At 65.7% G+C, this 16,442-nt stretch carries 19 protein-coding genes; 6 read left to right on the top strand and 13 right to left on the bottom strand.

The genetic code is table 11. The annotated features are described in order from the left end of the window. Positions 1–84 precede the first annotated feature (84 nt). Positions 85–1,644 carry a glutamine-hydrolyzing GMP synthase gene (gene guaA, locus GIW81_RS06625; protein WP_324614914.1) on the top strand — a complete coding sequence of 520 codons (1,560 nt, stop codon included), beginning with the start codon at positions 85–87 and terminating at the stop codon, positions 1,642–1,644. 18 nt (positions 1,645–1,662) lie between these two features. On the opposite strand, the gene GIW81_RS06620 is transcribed toward guaA, so the two are convergent. Both GIW81_RS06620 and GIW81_RS06615 read right to left on the bottom strand, forming a co-directional pair. Beyond that, positions 1,663–2,184, bottom strand: coding sequence for an SRPBCC family protein (locus GIW81_RS06620; RefSeq protein ID WP_154738495.1), 522 nt, complete (start codon positions 2,182–2,184; stop codon positions 1,663–1,665). Then, complete coding sequence (locus GIW81_RS06615) at positions 2,162–2,527, bottom strand: ArsR/SmtB family transcription factor (RefSeq protein WP_154738494.1); 366 nt, start codon at positions 2,525–2,527, stop codon at positions 2,162–2,164. Before GIW81_RS06615 ends, GIW81_RS06620 begins: the two co-directional genes overlap by 23 nt. A gap of 223 nt (positions 2,528–2,750) precedes the next feature. On the opposite strand from GIW81_RS06615, the gene GIW81_RS06610 reads away from it, so the two are divergent. Next, positions 2,751–3,107: an ArsC family reductase gene (locus tag GIW81_RS06610; RefSeq protein ID WP_154738493.1), complete on the top strand. Its 357-nt coding sequence runs from the start codon at positions 2,751–2,753 to the stop codon at positions 3,105–3,107. A 3-nt stretch (positions 3,108–3,110) separates the two neighbouring features. Here the strand turns inward: GIW81_RS06610 and GIW81_RS06605 are convergent, their stop codons facing one another. From GIW81_RS06605 to GIW81_RS06590, 4 genes are read right to left on the bottom strand one after another with little or no spacing between them, the layout of a single operon-like run. Further along, positions 3,111–4,142, bottom strand: a complete 1,032-nt coding sequence (locus tag GIW81_RS06605) for an LLM class flavin-dependent oxidoreductase (RefSeq protein ID WP_154738492.1) — start codon at positions 4,140–4,142, stop codon at positions 3,111–3,113. A gap of 30 nt (positions 4,143–4,172) precedes the next feature. Then, positions 4,173–4,862: a haloacid dehalogenase type II gene (locus tag GIW81_RS06600; RefSeq protein WP_154738491.1), complete on the bottom strand. Its 690-nt coding sequence runs from the start codon at positions 4,860–4,862 to the stop codon at positions 4,173–4,175. Then, positions 4,859–5,350, bottom strand: a complete 492-nt coding sequence (gene ybaK, locus GIW81_RS06595; protein ID WP_154738490.1) for a Cys-tRNA(Pro) deacylase — start codon at positions 5,348–5,350, stop codon at positions 4,859–4,861. Before ybaK ends, GIW81_RS06600 begins: the two co-directional genes overlap by 4 nt. 23 nt (positions 5,351–5,373) lie before the next feature. Next, positions 5,374–5,844, bottom strand: a complete 471-nt coding sequence (locus GIW81_RS06590) for a GNAT family N-acetyltransferase (RefSeq protein ID WP_154738489.1) — start codon at positions 5,842–5,844, stop codon at positions 5,374–5,376. A gap of 104 nt (positions 5,845–5,948) precedes the next feature. Here GIW81_RS06590 and GIW81_RS06585 point away from each other — a divergent pair, with 104 nt between their 5' ends. Both GIW81_RS06585 and GIW81_RS06580 read left to right on the top strand, forming a co-directional pair. Then, positions 5,949–6,290 carry a DUF4431 domain-containing protein gene (locus GIW81_RS06585; RefSeq protein ID WP_195930420.1) on the top strand — a complete coding sequence of 114 codons (342 nt, stop codon included), beginning with the start codon at positions 5,949–5,951 and terminating at the stop codon, positions 6,288–6,290. Positions 6,291–6,462: 172 nt separating this feature from the next. Then, complete coding sequence (locus tag GIW81_RS06580) at positions 6,463–7,881, top strand: amidase family protein (RefSeq protein ID WP_229309094.1); 1,419 nt, start codon at positions 6,463–6,465, stop codon at positions 7,879–7,881. Positions 7,882–8,081: 200 nt separating this feature from the next. Here the strand turns inward: GIW81_RS06580 and GIW81_RS06575 are convergent, their stop codons facing one another. The 7 genes from GIW81_RS06575 to GIW81_RS06545 form a co-directional block, all read right to left on the bottom strand. Next, positions 8,082–8,324, bottom strand: a complete 243-nt coding sequence (locus GIW81_RS06575; RefSeq protein ID WP_154738487.1) for a hypothetical protein — start codon at positions 8,322–8,324, stop codon at positions 8,082–8,084. Between the two features lie 158 nt (positions 8,325–8,482). After that, entirely contained in the window at positions 8,483–9,163 is a 681-nt protein-coding gene (gene aat / locus GIW81_RS06570; protein ID WP_154738486.1) for a leucyl/phenylalanyl-tRNA--protein transferase, read from the bottom strand. Positions 9,164–9,257: 94 nt separating this feature from the next. Further along, complete coding sequence (gene accC, locus GIW81_RS06565; protein WP_154738485.1) at positions 9,258–10,598, bottom strand: acetyl-CoA carboxylase biotin carboxylase subunit; 1,341 nt, start codon at positions 10,596–10,598, stop codon at positions 9,258–9,260. Positions 10,599–10,604: 6 nt separating this feature from the next. Further along, positions 10,605–11,069: an acetyl-CoA carboxylase biotin carboxyl carrier protein gene (accB, locus tag GIW81_RS06560; protein WP_154738484.1), complete on the bottom strand. Its 465-nt coding sequence runs from the start codon at positions 11,067–11,069 to the stop codon at positions 10,605–10,607. Positions 11,070–11,290: 221 nt separating this feature from the next. Then, on the bottom strand, positions 11,291–11,731 hold the full coding sequence (aroQ, locus tag GIW81_RS06555; RefSeq protein ID WP_154738483.1) for a type II 3-dehydroquinate dehydratase: 441 nt from the start codon (positions 11,729–11,731) through the stop codon (positions 11,291–11,293). A gap of 174 nt (positions 11,732–11,905) precedes the next feature. Beyond that, the gene (locus GIW81_RS06550) at positions 11,906–12,814 is read right to left on the bottom strand and encodes a DsbA family protein (RefSeq protein ID WP_154738482.1); all 909 of its coding nucleotides are present in this window, start codon (positions 12,812–12,814) and stop codon (positions 11,906–11,908) included. 50 nt (positions 12,815–12,864) lie between these two features. Then, on the bottom strand, positions 12,865–14,274 hold the full coding sequence (locus tag GIW81_RS06545) for a M48 family metalloprotease (RefSeq protein WP_324614913.1): 1,410 nt from the start codon (positions 14,272–14,274) through the stop codon (positions 12,865–12,867). Positions 14,275–14,484: 210 nt separating this feature from the next. Between GIW81_RS06545 and GIW81_RS06540 the strand changes: the two genes are divergently transcribed. Both GIW81_RS06540 and GIW81_RS06535 read left to right on the top strand, forming a co-directional pair. Then, entirely contained in the window at positions 14,485–15,699 is a 1,215-nt protein-coding gene (locus GIW81_RS06540; RefSeq protein ID WP_154738481.1) for a pyridoxal phosphate-dependent aminotransferase, read from the top strand. Between the two features lie 117 nt (positions 15,700–15,816). Next, positions 15,817–16,425: a Spy/CpxP family protein refolding chaperone gene (locus tag GIW81_RS06535; RefSeq protein ID WP_154738480.1), complete on the top strand. Its 609-nt coding sequence runs from the start codon at positions 15,817–15,819 to the stop codon at positions 16,423–16,425. Positions 16,426–16,442 lie beyond the last annotated feature (17 nt).

Raw genomic sequence — 16,442 nt, 5'->3', positions numbered from 1 at the left:
GCAAATCGCGGCGCCAGCGCGCCTTGACGCTCCACCGGCCGGGTGATCTATGGGGCCGCTCAGGGCATTAACCTTGGACGTTCCGTGACCGACACCGTTCTGATCATCGACTTCGGCAGCCAGGTGACGCAGCTCATCGCCCGCCGGGTGCGCGAGGCGGGGGTCTATTCCGAAATCGTCCCCTTCAACCAGGCCGAGGCGGCGATGGCCCGGCTGAATCCGAAGGCGATCGTGCTTTCCGGCGGCCCGGCGTCGGTGACGACCGACGGCTCGCCGCGCGCCCCGCAGGCCGTGTTCGAGAGCGGCCTACCCATCCTTTCCATCTGCTACGGCCAGCAGACGACGGCGGTGCAGCTCGGCGGCGTCGTCGAGGGCGGGCACGCGGCAGAGTTCGGCCGCGCCGAGGTCGACATCAAGGAAGCCTCGGCGCTGTTCGACGGCGTGTGGGAGGTCGGCAAGCGCTACCCTGTGTGGATGAGCCACGGCGACCGCGTCACGCGCCTCCCCGATGGGTTCACCGTGAAGGCGACGAGCGAGAACGCGCCGTTTGCGGTGGCGACCGACGAGAAGCGGCGCATCTATACGACCATGTTCCACCCCGAGGTGGTGCACACGCCGGACGGCGCCAGGCTGCTTTCCAATTTCGTGCACAAGATCGCCGGGCTGAAGAACGACTGGACGATGGCGCACTTCCGCACCGCCGAGGTCGCGAAGATCCGCGCCCAGGTCGGCAAGGCGCGTGTCATCTCCGGCCTGTCGGGCGGCGTCGATTCAGCCGTCGCCTCGGTGCTGATCCACGAGGCGATCGGCGACCAGCTCACCTGCATCTTCGTCGACCACGGACTGCTGCGAAAGGACGAGGCAGAGGAGGTCGTGCGCCTGTTCCGCGGCCACTACAACATCCCGCTCGTTCACGTCGACGCGCGCGAGCGCTTCCTTGCCGCGCTGGCGGGGAAAAGCGATCCGGAGGCCAAGCGCAAGACCATCGGCGCGCTGTTCATCGACGTGTTCGACGAGGAGGCAAGAAAACTCGGCGGCGACGCAGCACCCGCGCAGTTCCTCGCCCAGGGCACGCTCTATCCCGACGTCATCGAGAGCGTGTCGTTCACCGGCGGCCCCTCGGTGACCATCAAGTCGCACCACAACGTCGGCGGCTTGCCCGAGCGCATGAACCTGAAGCTGGTCGAGCCGCTGCGCGAACTGTTCAAGGACGAGGTGCGGGCGCTCGGCCGCGAGCTGGGGCTACCCGAGCACTTCGTCGGCCGCCACCCGTTCCCTGGTCCGGGCCTCGCCATCCGCATTCCCGGCGAGATCACCGAGGAGAAGCTGGCGATCCTGCGCCAGGCGGACGCCATCTACCTCGACGAGATCCGCAAGGCGGGGCTTTACGACCAGATCTGGCAGGCCTTCGCCGTGCTGCTGCCGGTGCGCACCGTCGGCGTCATGGGTGACGCGCGCACCTACGACTTTGTCTGCGCGCTGCGCGCCGTGACGTCGACCGACGGCATGACCGCCGACTATTACGACTTCCCGCATTCGTTCCTCGGCCCCACGGCGACGCGCATCATCAACGAGGTGCGCGGCATCAACCGCGTCGTCTACGACATCACCTCGAAGCCCCCCGGCACGATCGAGTGGGAGTGAGGGCGGCGAAAGCGGCAATCACCGCCCCAAGCTCCCGCCCAGGGTGACGAGGAACTCGTCCAGTTGGTCGAGCTGCTCGGGCATCCCATCCGCCGCCCCGGAGGCGAGCTCACCGTCGAGAGCTTCCTTCGAGGGATAGAGGTCGTGCTTGACCAACAGCGTCTGGCCGCCCATTTCCTCGAAGGTCAGCGTGGTGATGGCTCCCCCCTCATCACCTTCCTCATTGGTCCAGACGAGGCGCGAGTGGGGGGTCACTTCGATGTACTTGCCGAAGACCTCCATCACCTTGGAGCCACCGACGCCGAACACGAGACGGTACTTGCCCCCGACGCGGACATCCATCTCGCAGGAAAGCAGGGACATGCCCATCGACTTCGGTACCCACCAGCGCTTGAACAGCTCGGGCTTGCTCCACGCCTCGAACACGATGCGCGCCGGGGCGTTGAAGGTCCGCGTGACGACTAGCTCACGCTCGGACTTCCGTTCCACCGTCGTGCGGTTCTTCCCGGAGGTGGGATCACCCTCTCCTTTTGCGTCCATCGGCCTTTTCCTTCTGTTTCAGTTCCTCGACAACCTTGTCCAACTCGTCGAAGCGTGAGGCCCAGAGCTGGCGGTACGCCTCGATCCATGCAGTCTCTTCCGCCAGTCGGCGCGGGCCGAGCTTGCAGGTCCGCACGCGCCCGACCTTCTCCGTGGTGACGAGCCCCGCCTGCTCCAAGACGCTGACATGCTTCTTCATGCCCGTGAGGGTCATGTGGAACTTCTCGGCAAGGTCCGTGATCGAAGCGTCTGCACGTCCGAGCTGCTCCAGAACGCCGCGTCGGGTGGCGTCCGAGAGCGCGGCGAACGAGGCATCGAGACGGGCTGTCGGATACTGAACCATGTGGTTCAGTATCTAACGCACGGATTGGCGGCATGCAAGGGGGGGGCCGAGCGCGCGCTGAGTTACCGGCCGCCTTCACTCGGAAATGCAGATTCGATCGACTCGGCGATGCCCAGGTCCTAGGCCGCCACACCGTCTTGGTGCGGCGGCTTAACGCCATTGCGGTCAGTCAGCCGCAGTTTATACGGGACGCGTCTTGCGCTGATGAACATCGGGCCCGGACATGAAGCCAGTGACCATCTACGGTATCCCCAACTGCGACACGATGAAGAAGGCGCGCGCCTGGCTCGAAAGCCATGACGTTGCGTACGACTTCCATGACTACAAGAAAGCCGGGATTGACCGGCAGCGGCTCGAGACGTGGAGCAAGAAGGTCGGCTGGGAGACATTGCTCAACCGTGCCGGCACGACCTTCCGCAAGCTTTCCGACGCCGACAAAGAGAGCGTGGACGAGCGCAAGGCGATCGACCTGATGCTGGCGCAGCCCTCGCTCATCAAGCGGCCGGTGCTCGATCTCAGCGCCGGCAAGCTGCTCGTCGGCTTCAAGCCCGAGATCTACAAAGAAGCTTTCGATCGCTGAGCTTCACGCAAGCATTTCGCGCACCAGCGGGATGACCTTGCTGCCGTAGAGCGTGATGCACTGCATCAGCTTCTCGTGCGACAGCATCCCCGCGCTGTACTTCAAATCGAAGCGCGACGCGCCGAGCATCTTGGCTGTCGCGGCAATCCGGCGGGCAACGGTTTCCGGCGCGCCGACGTAGAGTGAGCCGTGCTCCGCTTCATGCTCGAACTCGGCGCGGCGCATCGGCGGCCAGCCGCGTTCGGCGCCGATCTGATCGCGCATGCGCTTGTAGTCGGGCCAGAGCTCCTCGCGCGCCTGCTCGTCGGTCTCCGCCACGTACCCCGGTGAGTGGATGCCGATCGGCAAGACGGGTTGGCCGAATTCGCTGAGGGATGCGAGGTAGAGCTCGGCATAGGGTTTGAAGCGCTTGGGATCGCCACCGATGATGGCGAGCATGAGAGGCAAGCCGTACCGCGCCGCGCGGATGACGGATTCAGGACTCCCGCCGACGCCGATCCACGTTTTCAACGTTCCGCGCTCGATGGGCGGAAAGACGCGTTGGTCAGTGAGCGGTGGCCGCGTTTCGCCGCGCCAGGTCACGGCCTCGTCGCGCACAAGCTTCACGAACAGATCGAGCTTCTCGGAGAACAGCTTGTCGTACTGGCTCAGCTGAAAGCCGAACAGCGGAAACGACTCGGTGAAGGACCCGCGCCCGAGAATAACTTCGGCGCGACCGCTCGATGCAGCGTCCAATGTCGAAAAGCGCTGGAACACGCGTATAGGATCATCCGAGCTGAGGACCGTCACGGCGGAGCCGAGGCGGATGCGGCTCGTTCGCCCGGCGATGGCGGCGAGGACTACATCGGGCGCCGATATGGCAAAGTCGGCGCGGTGGTGCTCGCCGACGCCGAAGAAATCGACGCCCAGCTGGTCTGCAAGGACGGCCTCTTCGACCACATTCCGAATGACCTCGGCGTGCGACAGCGGTTGGCCGCCGGCATTCTTGGTGACGTCGCCGAACGTATCCAGTCCCAGCTCAATCGCTTGTGCCATGCGTGCCCACGGAGAATGCTTCGGCGGCGGCTACTTCGGCGGCGGTGCGAGAAGCTCGGGCAGCTCCGACAAATCCCGGATCTCGCGGTCGGGCGCGCCCGGCAGCCGCTCCGGACGATGGCCATAGCGGTTGCACCAGACGACACGCAGCCCGAAGTTAGAGGCGCCGTAGGCGTCCCAGGCGTTCGACGACTGGAACGACACTTCGTCCGCCCGCAGACCGAGCTTTTCCAGTCCGTAAGCGTAGACACGCGGATGGGGCTTGAAGACTTGTACGGCATCGACCGACAGGACGGCGTCGAACAGATCGCTGAGGCCGGCGGCGCGAACCGCCGAGTCGAGCATCGTCGCCGAGCCGTTCGAGAGGATCGCCGTCCTGAACCCTGCCTTGCGTAATTGCGCGAGGACGCTCGGCACCTCAGGAAATGGCGCCGGCGTGAGATAAAGGTCCATCAGCTTCCCGTGCAGCTCGGGCGACGCGATGTCGAGGCTGTCGAGGGCGAAGGCCAGCGCGTCCCCGGTGACTTGCCAGAAATCAGCGAAGTTGCCCTGCAGCGACCGCAGCCAGGTGTACTGAAGCTGCCTTTCCCGCCAGAGCGTGGTGAGCGCCCCGAGCTTCTGGTCGGGCACGTCCTGACAGCGAGCTGCTGCCGACGCGAAGTCGAATAGCGTGCCGTACGCATCGAACACACAGGCCTTGATGCCGTCCAGCCGCTTCATGTCGGGTCTCCTGATTGCGCCGCCAGCCCGGCAGCTATGGCATCGAGCACCTTAACCGCGTCCTTCGGGGCGAGCTTCACCTGCAGCCCGCGCTGCCCCGCGTTAATGAATACGTACGGATGCGCGAGAGCCGCCTCCTCGATCGCCGTCGGCGTCTTACGCGCCTGCCCGAACGGGCTGATGCCGCCGACTTTGTAGCCGGTCACGCGCTCCGCGTCCGCTGGCTTCATCATCTGGGCGCTCTTGCCCCCGAACGTGGCGGCGAGCTTCTTCATCGACACCTCGCGGTCGGACGGCACGACGGCGCACACTGGCTTGCCGTCGACCAGCGCCATCAGGGTTTTCAGCACGCGGTCCGGAGGCTCGCCCAGGGCCTCGGCCGCCTGCATCCCGGTGCGTTGCGCCTCGGGGTCGTAATCGTAGCTGTGCACCTCGAAGGTGACGCCCTGCTTGGCGAGCGTCTGCGTGGCGCGTGTGGTCTTCGCCATGGGGTACCGGAATTGGCTTGCCGTCAGAGCATCCTGCCGAAGCAGAGCGTCCCTTCATAGGGGTGATCGCCGTAGGGCGCGATGGGCGCGAAACCGAGGCTACGGTAAAGGTTGATGGCCTGTTTGAGCTGTGGAAGCGTGTCGAGCTTCATCTCGCGATAACCGCGCTGCCGCGCCGCTTCGATGACGGCGACAGACAATGCCTTGCCGAGGCCGGTTTGGCGCGCCGCGGCCTGCACGTAGAGCCGCTTCATTTCGCAGATGCGATCGTCGATGGGACGAAGGCCGATGCAACCCAGGGCGGCGCCGTCGGCGCCACGCGCAATCAGCAACACGCCCTTGGGCGGCGCATAGTCGCTCGGCAATCCCGCGAGCTCCGCCACGAACCCCTGCAGGGCAAGGTCGACGGGCAGCTCGGCGGCATAGGCGTGAAACAGCTTCGCGACATCGGCTAGGTCGTTCGCGCCGGCTTCTACGATACGGTAGGTCTGCATGCGGGCTTGGCTAGCGCGGGCGGCGGAAGGGGGCAAGCGGCCGTGCTATAGGAGGGCCACGGATCGGTCTCGGAGTGACGGCGATGTGGCGTCGAGGAGTGGGCTTGCTGTGCGCTCTTGTCATGGCGGCGGCGCCGTGCGCCGCGCAGGACGCCTGCTACGCCGCCGGCGAGGACGGCGCGATCGCCGAAGGCCGGCTGATCGAGCGCGACGACGCGATCATCCTCAAGCTGCCGAAGCCCATCTGCCTCAAGGGCTGTGAGGACAGCGACAATGTTCCGGCCAGCGGCGAGATCCACGTCTATGCGCTCGATGATGGCTTGCAAAAGACGTTGCGCTCCCTGATCGGCAAGGACGTGCACCTGCGCGGCAGCTTCATGGGCGCACACACGCAGCATCACAAAGCGCCGATCGTCATGCAGGTGCAGGAAGCCGACGAGATTTGAGGCTGGCGGCGTTGAGCGCCAAGCTAGGCGCGCGCTGACCGGGGCCGTCCGGTTCTTCATCCCAGCTGGATATGGGGCCAAGTCTTTCAAGTTCAAGAATTGCAAGTCCCAAAACTCCCATGGGAAAAAGCCCGCCTAACGCGCCGTTTTCGCGCGTAGGCCAGAGGAGCCAATGATGCAGCAATTGAATGTTGCGCTCGCGACCGCGAGCGCAAAGGAGCTGGCTGCGGCCGTCCGCACGAAATCCGTCAGCGCGCTAGAGTTGACCGACGCCGCGATCGCGCGAATTGAGTCTCTCGACGGTCCGATCAATGCCGTGGTTGTGCGGGACTTCGACCGCGCGCGCGACCAGGCGCGGCAGGTCGACCTGGCCGTAGTGAAGGGCGCCGACCTGCCGCTCGCCGGCGTCCCCATGACGGTGAAGGAGAGCTTCAACGTGGCCGGACTGCCGACCACGTTCGGGCTTGAGTTCGCCAAGGACTACCGCCCCACCGAAGACGCAGACGCCGTGCGGCGATTGAAAGATGCGGGCGCGATCATTCTGGGGAAGACAAATGTCCCAGCGGGCCTCACGGACTACCAGAGCGACAACCCCGTCTACGGCCGGACCAACAACCCGCATGACCTGTCACGTTCGCCCGGAGGCTCCTCGGGCGGGTCCGCGGCGGCGCTTGCGGCGGGCATGGTCCCCCTGGAGCTTGGGAGTGACGCGGGAGGCTCGATCCGCGTGCCGGCGTCTTTCTGCGGCGTCTTCGGACACCTCGCGTCGTTCGACATCATTTCCCTTGAAGGTTTTGGGCCGCCAGGCGGGGGCATGATCGCCCAGGGCCGTAGCTGGGCAGCCGCGGGCCCGATGGCGCGCACCGCAGACGACCTCGCGCTCGCCCTGGGCGTGCTGGCCGGTGTGGAAGGGCGCAACGCCGTGGCTTACCGGCTGGCGTTGCCGCCGCCACGGCACAACGGGCTCGGAGACTATCGCGTGTTCGTCCTGACCGAGCACCCGACGGCGTCCGTCGACAGCGAAATCGTCGCCGCCATCGACGCGCTGGCGGCCAATCTGGAACGGGCCGGCGCCTCCGTGTCGCGACACAGCGAGTTGTTGCCGTCGCTGGCCGAGTCCCAGGCTCTGGTCGAAAGGTTCACCGAAGTCGCCCGGGCGCGCATGCCGTCTCTCGGCGGCCCACCCCCCAAGGCGACGGTCAAGGACTACGTCGACTGCATCACCGGGCAGGAAGTGATCCGGCGGAAGTGGGACGTCTTCTTCCAGTCCTTCGATGTGGTCATCGCTCCTTGCTATTCCGTGCCGGCCTTTCCCCATTTCGCCGAGCAGGATCCCTGGCCGGGGCTGAAGCGGACCCTTCGCATCGACGGCGTCGATGTCGCCTATGCGCCGCAGCACGCCTGGCCGCTGATGGCCGGCATGCCGCAACTCCCGGCGACGGCCGCGCCGATCGGGCGCACGCGTGACGGGTTGCCGATCGGCGCCCAATTCATCGGGCCGTTCTTGGAGGATCTGACGACCATCGCGTTTGCCGGACACGTATCCGCCGAGTTCGGATTGACGGCTGAGATCGCGGCAGCCGGGCGATAGTGCGGTCGGCCGGCGAGATTTGAACGGGGTAGCCCCAAAAAAATGTGCCCTCCAGCCAGGGGGAGGGCTGGAGGGCTGGCCACGGCCGGAGTGGACGGGGGAGGCAAATCCGGCCGGGAAATCGGGGCCTGCAAATCGGGTGCTGGCAAATCGGGTGCTGCGCGGCGTTCCTCTGGAATACGTACGGCGCAGCGCAAAGGTTACTGGTCGGCGACCTCCTCGATCAGGTTCATCAGGGTGTCGATGACCTCCTTGGAGCTGTCTTCATCCTTAACGGCCCTCGACACGAGGTTGTCGCCGCCGGTGGCGGCATCGAGTGCGGCGGCATGCTGCTGAGCGGCGAGTAAAGCGTCGGTCTCGTCGGCGTGCGCGGCGACGGCGCCAAGGGCGACGGCAAGTGCGGCGGTGCCGGCGAGTAGGGCGGCTTGCAGGGATGATCTCATGGCGTTCTCCTGTCCCGGTTGAGAGCGCGCCGCCCAATATACGGCGGCGCGCCCCGTGAGCCGCGGTCCCGGTTAAGGTCAGCCGGCTCGAGATGATGAGTAGGACAGGGGGAAGGCCGCCGCTGTTCCGTGCGGAACACCGGTGGCGGGGCGGGCTATCAGGGCGCCGCGGCGTTGGCTTCGAGAACCGCCAGCACCTGATCGGGGCTCGCATCCAGGGGCAGGGCGTGGAAGTCGGCCTCGACGTCGAGCGCCTTCTCCAAGAGCCGGTGGAACTCCTCGCGGTTCAGCTCGACGGTGCCGAACTGGCGCAGGTGATCGGTGACGAACTGCGTGTCGAGCAGCCGGAAGCCGCCGTGTGCGAGCCGCGCGGCGAGGTACACGAGCGCGATCTTCGAGGCATCGCGTTCGTAGGAGAACATGCTCTCGCCGAAGAAGGCGCCGTTGAGGGCGACGCCATAGAGCCCGCCGACCAACCGGTTGCCGTCCCACACCTCGACAGTGTGGCAGTGCCCGAGCCTGAACAGATCGCGATAGAGGCCACGGATGCGCTCGTTGATCCACGTGGAGCGGCGCCCGGGGCGCGAGGCGGCGCAGCCTTCGATGACGCCCTCGATGTCGGTGTCGATTTTAACGGCAAGGGGCGAGGTGCGGAGCGTGCGGGCCAGGCGGCGCGGTATATGCACCGCATCGAGCGGAAGGATGCCGCGGTGCTGTGGCTCGATCCAATAGAGGGCCGGGTCGTCGGCGCTCTCCGCCATAGGGAAGATGCCGCAGGTATACGCCTTCAGCAGCACCTGCGGCGTGATCTCGATGACGATGTCGTCGCGCGAAGCCATATGGTCCGACGGCTAAGGGCCACCCATTCCTAGTGACCGAGCCTAGCGTGAAAACATTTCTGGCACTCGTCAATCACCTGTGTCGGCGACCAAACTATGACTTGGCCAGGTATTTTTCGAGCCAATGGATGTCGTAGAGGCCGTTGGCGATGTCGGGCTGCTGGATCAACTCGTTGAACAGGGGGATGGTCGTCTCGATGCCATCGATGACGAACTCCGACAGGGCGCGCTTCAGCCGCATCAGGCATTCGTTGCGCGTCTTGCCGTGCACGATCAGCTTGCCGATGAGGCTGTCGTAGTAAGGGGGGATGCGATAGCCCTGGTACACGCCGGAATCGACGCGCACGCCGAGGCCGCCCGGCGGATGCCAGTAGGTGATCTGGCCGGGCGAGGGGCGGAAGGTGCGCGGGTTCTCGGCGTTGATGCGGCACTCGATGGCGTGGCCGGAGAAGGTGATGTCCTTCTGCTTGAACGAGAGCGGCGCGCCCGACGCGACGCGGATCTGCTCGAGCACGAGGTCGATACCCGTAACCGCCTCGGTCACCGGATGCTCGACCTGCAGGCGGGTGTTCATCTCGATGAAATAGAACTCGCCGTCTTCGAAGAGGAACTCCACCGTGCCGGCGCCGCGGTACTTGATCTGCCGCATCGCCGCCGCCACGGTCTCACCGATTTTCTGGCGCGCGGCGTCGTTGAGTGCCGGCGACGGCGACTCTTCGAGGATCTTCTGGTGGCGGCGCTGCAGCGAGCAGTCGCGCTCGCCCAAGTGGACGGCGTTGCCCTGGCCGTCGCCCAGCACCTGGATCTCAATGTGGCGCGGCTTCGTAAGATACTTCTCCATGTAGACTTGGTCGTTGCCGAAGGCGGCCTTCGCCTCGGCGCGCGCTGTCGATAGCGCCATGCCAAGGTCGGCGGCCGACTGCGCCACCTTCATGCCGCGGCCACCGCCACCGGCGGTGGCCTTGATGAGCACGGGGAAGCCCATGCTCTTGGCGATCTTCATCGCCTCGGTCTCACTATTGACCGCTCCGTCGGAGCCGGGAACGACGGGAATGCCGAGCTTCTTGGCCGTCTCCTTGGCCTCGATCTTATCGCCCATGATGCGGATGTGTTCCGACGTCGGGCCGATGAAGGTGATCTGGTGCTCCTCGAGGATCTCGGCGAAGCGCGCGTTCTCCGACAGGAAGCCGTAGCCGGGATGAACGGCGTCGGCGCCGGTGATCTCGCAGGCGGCGAGCAGGCGCGGGATGTTGAGATAGCTCTCGGCGGCGGGGGGCGGACCGATGCAAACGCTCTCGTCGGCGAGGCGGACGTGCATGGCGTCGGCGTCGGCGGTCGAGTGCACGGCGACGGTGGCGATGCCGAGCTCCTTGCACGCGCGCTGGATGCGCAGTGCAATCTCTCCGCGATTGGCGATGAGGACTTTGTCGAACATTCGCTCTTATTCGATGATGACGAGCGGCTCGCCGAACTCGACCGGCTGACCGTTCTCGATGAGGATCGCCGTCACCTTGCCCGAGTGGGGAGCCGGGATCTGGTTCATGGTCTTCATGGCTTCGATGATGAAGAGCGTGTCGCCCTGCGTCACCTGCGAGCCGACTTCGATGAAGGTGGGGGCGCCGGGCTCGGGAGAGCGGTAGGCGGTGCCGACCATCGGCGACTTGACGGCGCCGGGGTGCTTGGCGGGATCGGACTTGGCGGCGGGAGCAGCGGCGGCCGGAGCGCCGGCGACGGCCGGCGGCGCGGCGAACGTCGACTGCACGTTGAGCGTCCGCGCCACGCGCACCTTGAGCCCGCTCTTCTCGATCTCGATCTCGCTCAGACCGGTATCGTTGAGAAGCTCGGCGAGCTGCCGGATCAATCGCTGCTCGTCGCCCGAGTTGTCGCCCTGATCCTTGGCCGTCATGCTTCGCTTTTCCTTCTTGTGCGGCTTTGACTTCCGCCCGTTACCCTTAGCCACGACGCTAGTGTCCCCATTCGGAAGTTCGCCAGAGTTCGCTGCTGGGATCGGGAGCGAACTTCGGAATGATAAGGGACACTAGAAATATAGACTTGCTAGTGTGATTCAGATCGAGAAATTCGCTCGCTACCTGGCCGTTCATGATTGCGAATTTCTCGATCATCACACTAGGCCGCAAGCAAATCGGCCAGAGCTTCGAGCGCCAGCTCGTAGCCCTTGGCGCCGAGACCGCAAATCACGCCCTTCGCACCATGCGAGATGTAGGAGTGCTGCCGATACGGCTCGCGGCGAAAGATGTTCGACAGATGCACCTCGATGACCGGAAGCTCGGCGGCCTGCATGGCGTCGAGCAGCGCGATCGAGGAGTGTGAATAGGCCCCGGCGTTGAGAATGATGGCGGCCGCCTTGTCGCGCGCCTCCTGCACCCAGGTGACGAGCTCGCCTTCGATGTTGGACTGACGGAAATCTATGGTCAGGCCCAACGCCTTGGCGCGTGCCTCGGCCTTCTTGCGCACGTCGTCGAGCGAATCCGACCCGTAGATGGCGGGCTCGCGCAGTCCCAGCATGTTGAGGTTGGGTCCATTGAGGACGTAGATCGGCTTGGCCATGAGGTCCTTGCTGCGGGGGATCGGTGCCGCCTGGGGTCGGTCCGCAGGCGACGGCCCCCCATCTACCAGCTTTCCGCAAGCCGCGGAAGGGCGCCCGCGGCGCCGCACCGGGAGAAGCTTAAGAGCCTCGCCCGGCGGCGCAATTCGGCGCCGGGCGACGACGTCAGGAATAGATCAGCAGTAGGAGCAACCGGATTTGCGCAGCTCCGTCACGTGCTTCCCCAGCTGGTCGTAGAGATCCTCCGGTGCGCCGGGAACGGCCCGGTCGCCGACCAGGAAGTGCGGCGTGCCGTTGACGCCCATTTTTTTGGCAAGGGCCTCGGACTTCTTGATCTCGGCCTCGACCTCGGGCGACGCCATGTCCTTCTTCAGCTTGTCGATATCGAGGCCGAGCTTGGTCGCGATCGCCAGTGCGTTCGCCTCGTTCATCACGCCCTTGGCCTCGAGCATGGCCTTGTGCACCTCCCAATACTTGCCCTGCTTGCCGGAGGCGATGGCGACACGCGAGGCCTCTTCCGAGCCCTTCGACAGGATCGGCAGCTCCTTGAACACGACGCGCACGTTGGGATCCGACTCGACGAGCTTAATCACGTCGTGCAGGCCGCGCTTGCAGTAGCCGCAGTTGTAATCGAAGAACTCGACGACGGTGATGTCGCCGTTGGGATTGCCGGCGAGGTCGGCTTGCGGATCGCGGTAGATCTCCTTCGCGTTCTCGGCGATGGCGACCTTGAGCTTCTCGGCCTGCTCCTTCTCCATCTTCGCCTCGAGCGCGGTCTGCGCCTCAAGGAAGATCTCCGGATTGGTGATCAGGTAGTTCTTGACGATCTTCTCGATCTCTTTGCGCTGCGCACCGGAGAAGTCGGTAGCCGCGGGCGGCGGAGCTGGGGTCGCGGATGCGGCAACGGCGGTAGCGGCCGCGGCGGCGGCGACATCGGGCTCGCCCGGCTTGGTCGTGGGGCCGGTCACCGCGCCTTGGCCGAGATATACGAGGCCGGCGAGAAGTGCGATGGCGGGGATGACGAGCCACACGGCGCGCTGCTCGGAAAGCACGTGCAGAAGCGGGGGACGGGGATTAACGGACATGCGGTGGCCTCTCGATCGTGTCGCTGCAGCGCGGCTTGGGCGGGCGGCGATCAGGTCTGCGGTTTGTAGTTGACGATGTCGTCGTTCTTGAGCCATTCGGGCGTGCCTGAGCGCAGTTTCAACTGCGCGCGCTTGGCGAAGAGCTGCGCTTGTTTCAGGTCGCCTTCGATGAAGTAGGCCTGCGCGATCATCGCATCGGCCTCGGGTCGTTTCCCCTGCTTATAGTAGCTATTGGCCAGGAGCCGATAGGCTCTGGAATTCTCGTCGTCAATCAACGATTTGCGCAGAAGGCCGACGGACTCGGTTACCGCGGCCTCGCCTTGGTCCTCCTGCAGGGCGCCGGCGAGCTGAACTTGGATAAGGCTCGAGTTCGGGTCGAGCTTCAAGGCCTGGCGCAGGGCAGGGATCGCCTCGCGCGTTCGCCCGGCACGCATCAACAGGTCACCCTTTGCCTCCCAGAAGTAGGGATAGCTCGGGCGCGAGGCGATGAGGGCGTCCGTTTGCGCCAGCGCCGTCTCGAGCGCGCCCGGACCGCCGCGGAAAAAGCTCGCCAGTGCCCGCGCATAGCGTGCGGGGAGCGTCTGGTCGGTTTCCGGGTAGCGGTTGTACACGACGTCGGGTTTTTCGAGGTAGCCCGACAGCTTGGCGCGCATCAGGTCATGGCGCAGCTGCAGCTCGGGACCATCCTTGACCGCGTAGTAAGGGCTCGTTTCCACGAGCGTGCGCAGGCGCGCAAGGCGGTCCAGCGAGAGCGGATGGCTCCGGGCGAAAGCTTCCTTCTGCGCGTCCGAGATGTATTCCTGCGCGGCGAAGCGCTCGAACGTCGCCAGCATGCCGCGGCCGGATTGCTTGGTGGCGTTGAGGAACGTCAGGCCCGCCTGGTCGGCAGCCGATTCCTGCTGCCGCCGCTCGGCGAGCAGCGAGCGCATGATGACCTCGCCGCCGCCGAACATCACGCCCTGGCCGGCGCCGCCGAGGCCGTCCGAGCCGGAAACGCCGCCTGCAACCATGAGGCCGATGCCGAGGATCTGCGCAAGCAAGGCGCGCGTCTGGTCTTTGGCGATGCGCGCACGCAGCGCCGCCATGTGGCCGCCGGTGATATGGCCCGTTTCGTGAGCGATGACGCCGATCACCTCGTTGGGCGTGTTCGCCTGCATGAGGGTGCCGGTGTGGACGAACACGTTCTTGCCGTCGAGCACGAAGGCGTTGAACGCGTCATTCTGCACGATGCGCATCTTGATGCGGCCCGAGCCGAGACCGGCCGCTTTGAACAGCGGCTTGGCGTAATCGCTGAGGACGCCCTCGATTTCGCTGTCGCGGATGAGCGGCAGTCCCTGGGCCACTGCGGGGACTGTCATGCCGATCGTTGCTGTGGCGATAAGGCTGCCGAGTGCGGCGACTTTCGGCCACGTCCTCTTCGCAAGTGACGGCATCGACATCGGCAGTGGGACCTTGCTCACTACAAGGGATTTCCAGTGGTTAGGTGGACCCTAGTTAGGGGTCTGTCCGGCGTCAACGCAAGCCTGGATGGCGCGGGGCTGCGGGCCTATAAGCCGGGTTGCGACGTGTAATTTTCACGTTGCGCAGCCGTATAATAGCGAATGCGGCAGGCAAGATTGGGGCGGCGACGGAGCTACTCCCGATCCTTGCACAGATGTAATGGAAGGCCGATGGCGGAAACGACGACAGAACGGCTGGCGGCGGCAGCGGCGGTGATCGCGCCAAGCGTGCCGGCGTCGTCACGCAGCGCCATCCCGAGCTTCATCGTCATGGACGTGATGCGCGCAGCGCTGGCGGCCGAGAATGCCGGGCGCAGCATCATCCACATGGAGGTCGGGCAGCCGGGAACGCCGGCGCCGAAAGCGGCGCGCGCGGCGGCGATGCGGGCGCTCGAAAGCGATACGCTCGGTTACACGATGGCGCTTGGCAACGACGCGCTGCGCCTGCGCATCGCCCGTCACTACCTCGATTGGTACGGCGTGCGCGTCGAGCCCGAACGCATCGCCGTCACAGCCGGCTCGTCGGCGGCTTTCGTGCTCGCGTTCCTCGCGCTGTTCGACGTCGGCGAGGCGGTGGCGCTCCCGTCCCCTGGCTATCCTTGCTACCGCCACATCCTGAGCGCGCTCGGCCAGCGCTCGGTTCTGATCGAGACAGGACCGGCGACGGAGTGGATGCCGACCGCGGAGGACGTAGCGCGCGCGGCGCGCCGCGATGGGATCAAGGGGCTGCTCATCGCCAGTCCGGCCAATCCGACGGGCAGCATGATTTCGCCCGAGCGCTTGCAGGAGCTGACTGCCGCCTGCCGCGCGCACGGGGTGCGGCTCATCTCCGATGAGATTTATCACGGCCTAACGTACGGCCACGCCGCGGCGACGGCGCTCGCGCATGGCGAGGATGCCATCGTGATCAACAGCTTTTCGAAATATTTCTCGATGACCGGCTGGCGCATCGGCTGGATGGTCGTGCCGCAGGACCTGATGCGCCCGATCGAACGCCTTGCGCAGAACCTCTACATCTCGCCGCCAGCGATTGCGCAAGCGGCGGCGCTGGGTGCGTTCGGTGCCGGCGACGAGCTCGAGGCGAACCGTAGCGCCTATGCCGCCAACCGGGCGCTGCTGCTCGAGGAATTGCCGAAGGCGGGCTTTGCCAATTTCGCGCCGGCGGACGGCGCCTTCTACCTTTACTGCGATGTGAGCGACATCACCGAAGACGCTGCGGCGCTCGCGGGCACGCTGCTGGTCGATGCCGGCGTGGCGGTTACCCCCGGCATCGATTTCGACGCCGAGCGCGGCAACCGCTTCCTGCGCTTCTCCTATGCGGGGACGAACGCCGACATGGCCGAGGCAGCGCGCCGGTTGATCGCCTGGGCGCAGCGCCGCCGGTAACCCTTCCCTTACCCATTGTCGACCGTGCCGACGGAACACCGCGGCGCCCCCCGTTCCTTTGCCCAACAGCGGCGCAAAGCCAAGCGCGGCTGCCGAAACGGATCAGGAGTAGCCCCTATGAACAATCTGTCACGTGCGCTCGCCGTCGCCCTGATGGCCGCGACGATCCCCGCCACCATCGTGCTGGCACAGCAGGCGACCCCCGCCGACCAGCCGGCCGTCGAGAAGACCGACGGCGGTCGCCGCGGGCCGTCCCCCGAGACGCAGGCCCGCCTGCAGGATGGCCGCATCGCCATGGCCAAGGCGGCACTCAAACTTTCACCCGATCAGGAGAAGCTGTGGGTGCCGGTCGAGGAAAAGATCCGCGCCAACTACGAGGAGCGCAGCAAGCGCCGCGAGGCCTGGCAAGCGAAGCGCGAGGAGCGTCGCGCGGAGAAGAAAGCCCAAGGCGATGACGGCAAGAAGGGCGAGCAGCTGGCGCTGCCGGAGCGCATCGAGAAGCGCAGCGAGCGCCTGACCAAGCAGGCCGAGCGGCTGAACGCCCGCGCCGCCAAGGCCAAAGAGTTCGCTGAGGTTTTGAAGCCCCTGTACGCCACCTTCAGCGAGGACCAGAAGGCCGTTGCCGGCCGCGTGCTGAACCACTTCGGTCAGGACGGTAAGGGTCAGCGCGGCTCGCGCTGGGCGATGGGCGGCGGTCGTCACGGTCATGGTTTCGGCCGCGACTAATCGGGATCGCTAACCGA

Origin of the sequence: Hyphomicrobium album, from assembly GCF_009708035.1 — a bacterium.
Classification (GTDB): Bacteria; Pseudomonadota; Alphaproteobacteria; order Rhizobiales; family Hyphomicrobiaceae; genus Hyphomicrobium_A; species Hyphomicrobium_A album.
Note: the sequence above shows the minus strand (reverse complement) of the source record. Positions and strands in the feature narration are given on the sequence as shown.

Excerpts from the sequence above, each read along its gene's own strand:
- accB (WP_154738484.1), bottom strand. The coding sequence starts at position 11,069 with ATGACGGCCAAGGATCAGGGCGACAACTCGGGCGACGAGCAGCGATTG.
- GIW81_RS06620 (WP_154738495.1), bottom strand. The coding sequence starts at position 2,184 with ATGGACGCAAAAGGAGAGGGTGATCCCACCTCCGGGAAGAACCGCACG.
- GIW81_RS06550 (WP_154738482.1), bottom strand. The coding sequence starts at position 12,814 with ATGTCCGTTAATCCCCGTCCCCCGCTTCTGCACGTGCTTTCCGAGCAG.
- GIW81_RS06605 (WP_154738492.1), bottom strand. The coding sequence starts at position 4,142 with ATGGCACAAGCGATTGAGCTGGGACTGGATACGTTCGGCGACGTCACC.
- accC (WP_154738485.1), bottom strand. The coding sequence starts at position 10,598 with ATGTTCGACAAAGTCCTCATCGCCAATCGCGGAGAGATTGCACTGCGC.
- GIW81_RS06590 (WP_154738489.1), bottom strand. The coding sequence starts at position 5,844 with ATGCAGACCTACCGTATCGTAGAAGCCGGCGCGAACGACCTAGCCGAT.
- GIW81_RS06580 (WP_229309094.1), top strand. The coding sequence starts at position 6,463 with ATGATGCAGCAATTGAATGTTGCGCTCGCGACCGCGAGCGCAAAGGAG.
- GIW81_RS06535 (WP_154738480.1), top strand. The coding sequence starts at position 15,817 with ATGAACAATCTGTCACGTGCGCTCGCCGTCGCCCTGATGGCCGCGACG.
- ybaK (WP_154738490.1), bottom strand. The coding sequence starts at position 5,350 with ATGGCGAAGACCACACGCGCCACGCAGACGCTCGCCAAGCAGGGCGTC.
- GIW81_RS06615 (WP_154738494.1), bottom strand. The coding sequence starts at position 2,527 with ATGGTTCAGTATCCGACAGCCCGTCTCGATGCCTCGTTCGCCGCGCTC.
- GIW81_RS06540 (WP_154738481.1), top strand. The coding sequence starts at position 14,485 with ATGGCGGAAACGACGACAGAACGGCTGGCGGCGGCAGCGGCGGTGATC.
- aat (WP_154738486.1), bottom strand. The coding sequence starts at position 9,163 with ATGGCTTCGCGCGACGACATCGTCATCGAGATCACGCCGCAGGTGCTG.
- GIW81_RS06575 (WP_154738487.1), bottom strand. The coding sequence starts at position 8,324 with ATGAGATCATCCCTGCAAGCCGCCCTACTCGCCGGCACCGCCGCACTT.
- aroQ (WP_154738483.1), bottom strand. The coding sequence starts at position 11,731 with ATGGCCAAGCCGATCTACGTCCTCAATGGACCCAACCTCAACATGCTG.
- GIW81_RS06600 (WP_154738491.1), bottom strand. The coding sequence starts at position 4,862 with ATGAAGCGGCTGGACGGCATCAAGGCCTGTGTGTTCGATGCGTACGGC.
- GIW81_RS06610 (WP_154738493.1), top strand. The coding sequence starts at position 2,751 with ATGAAGCCAGTGACCATCTACGGTATCCCCAACTGCGACACGATGAAG.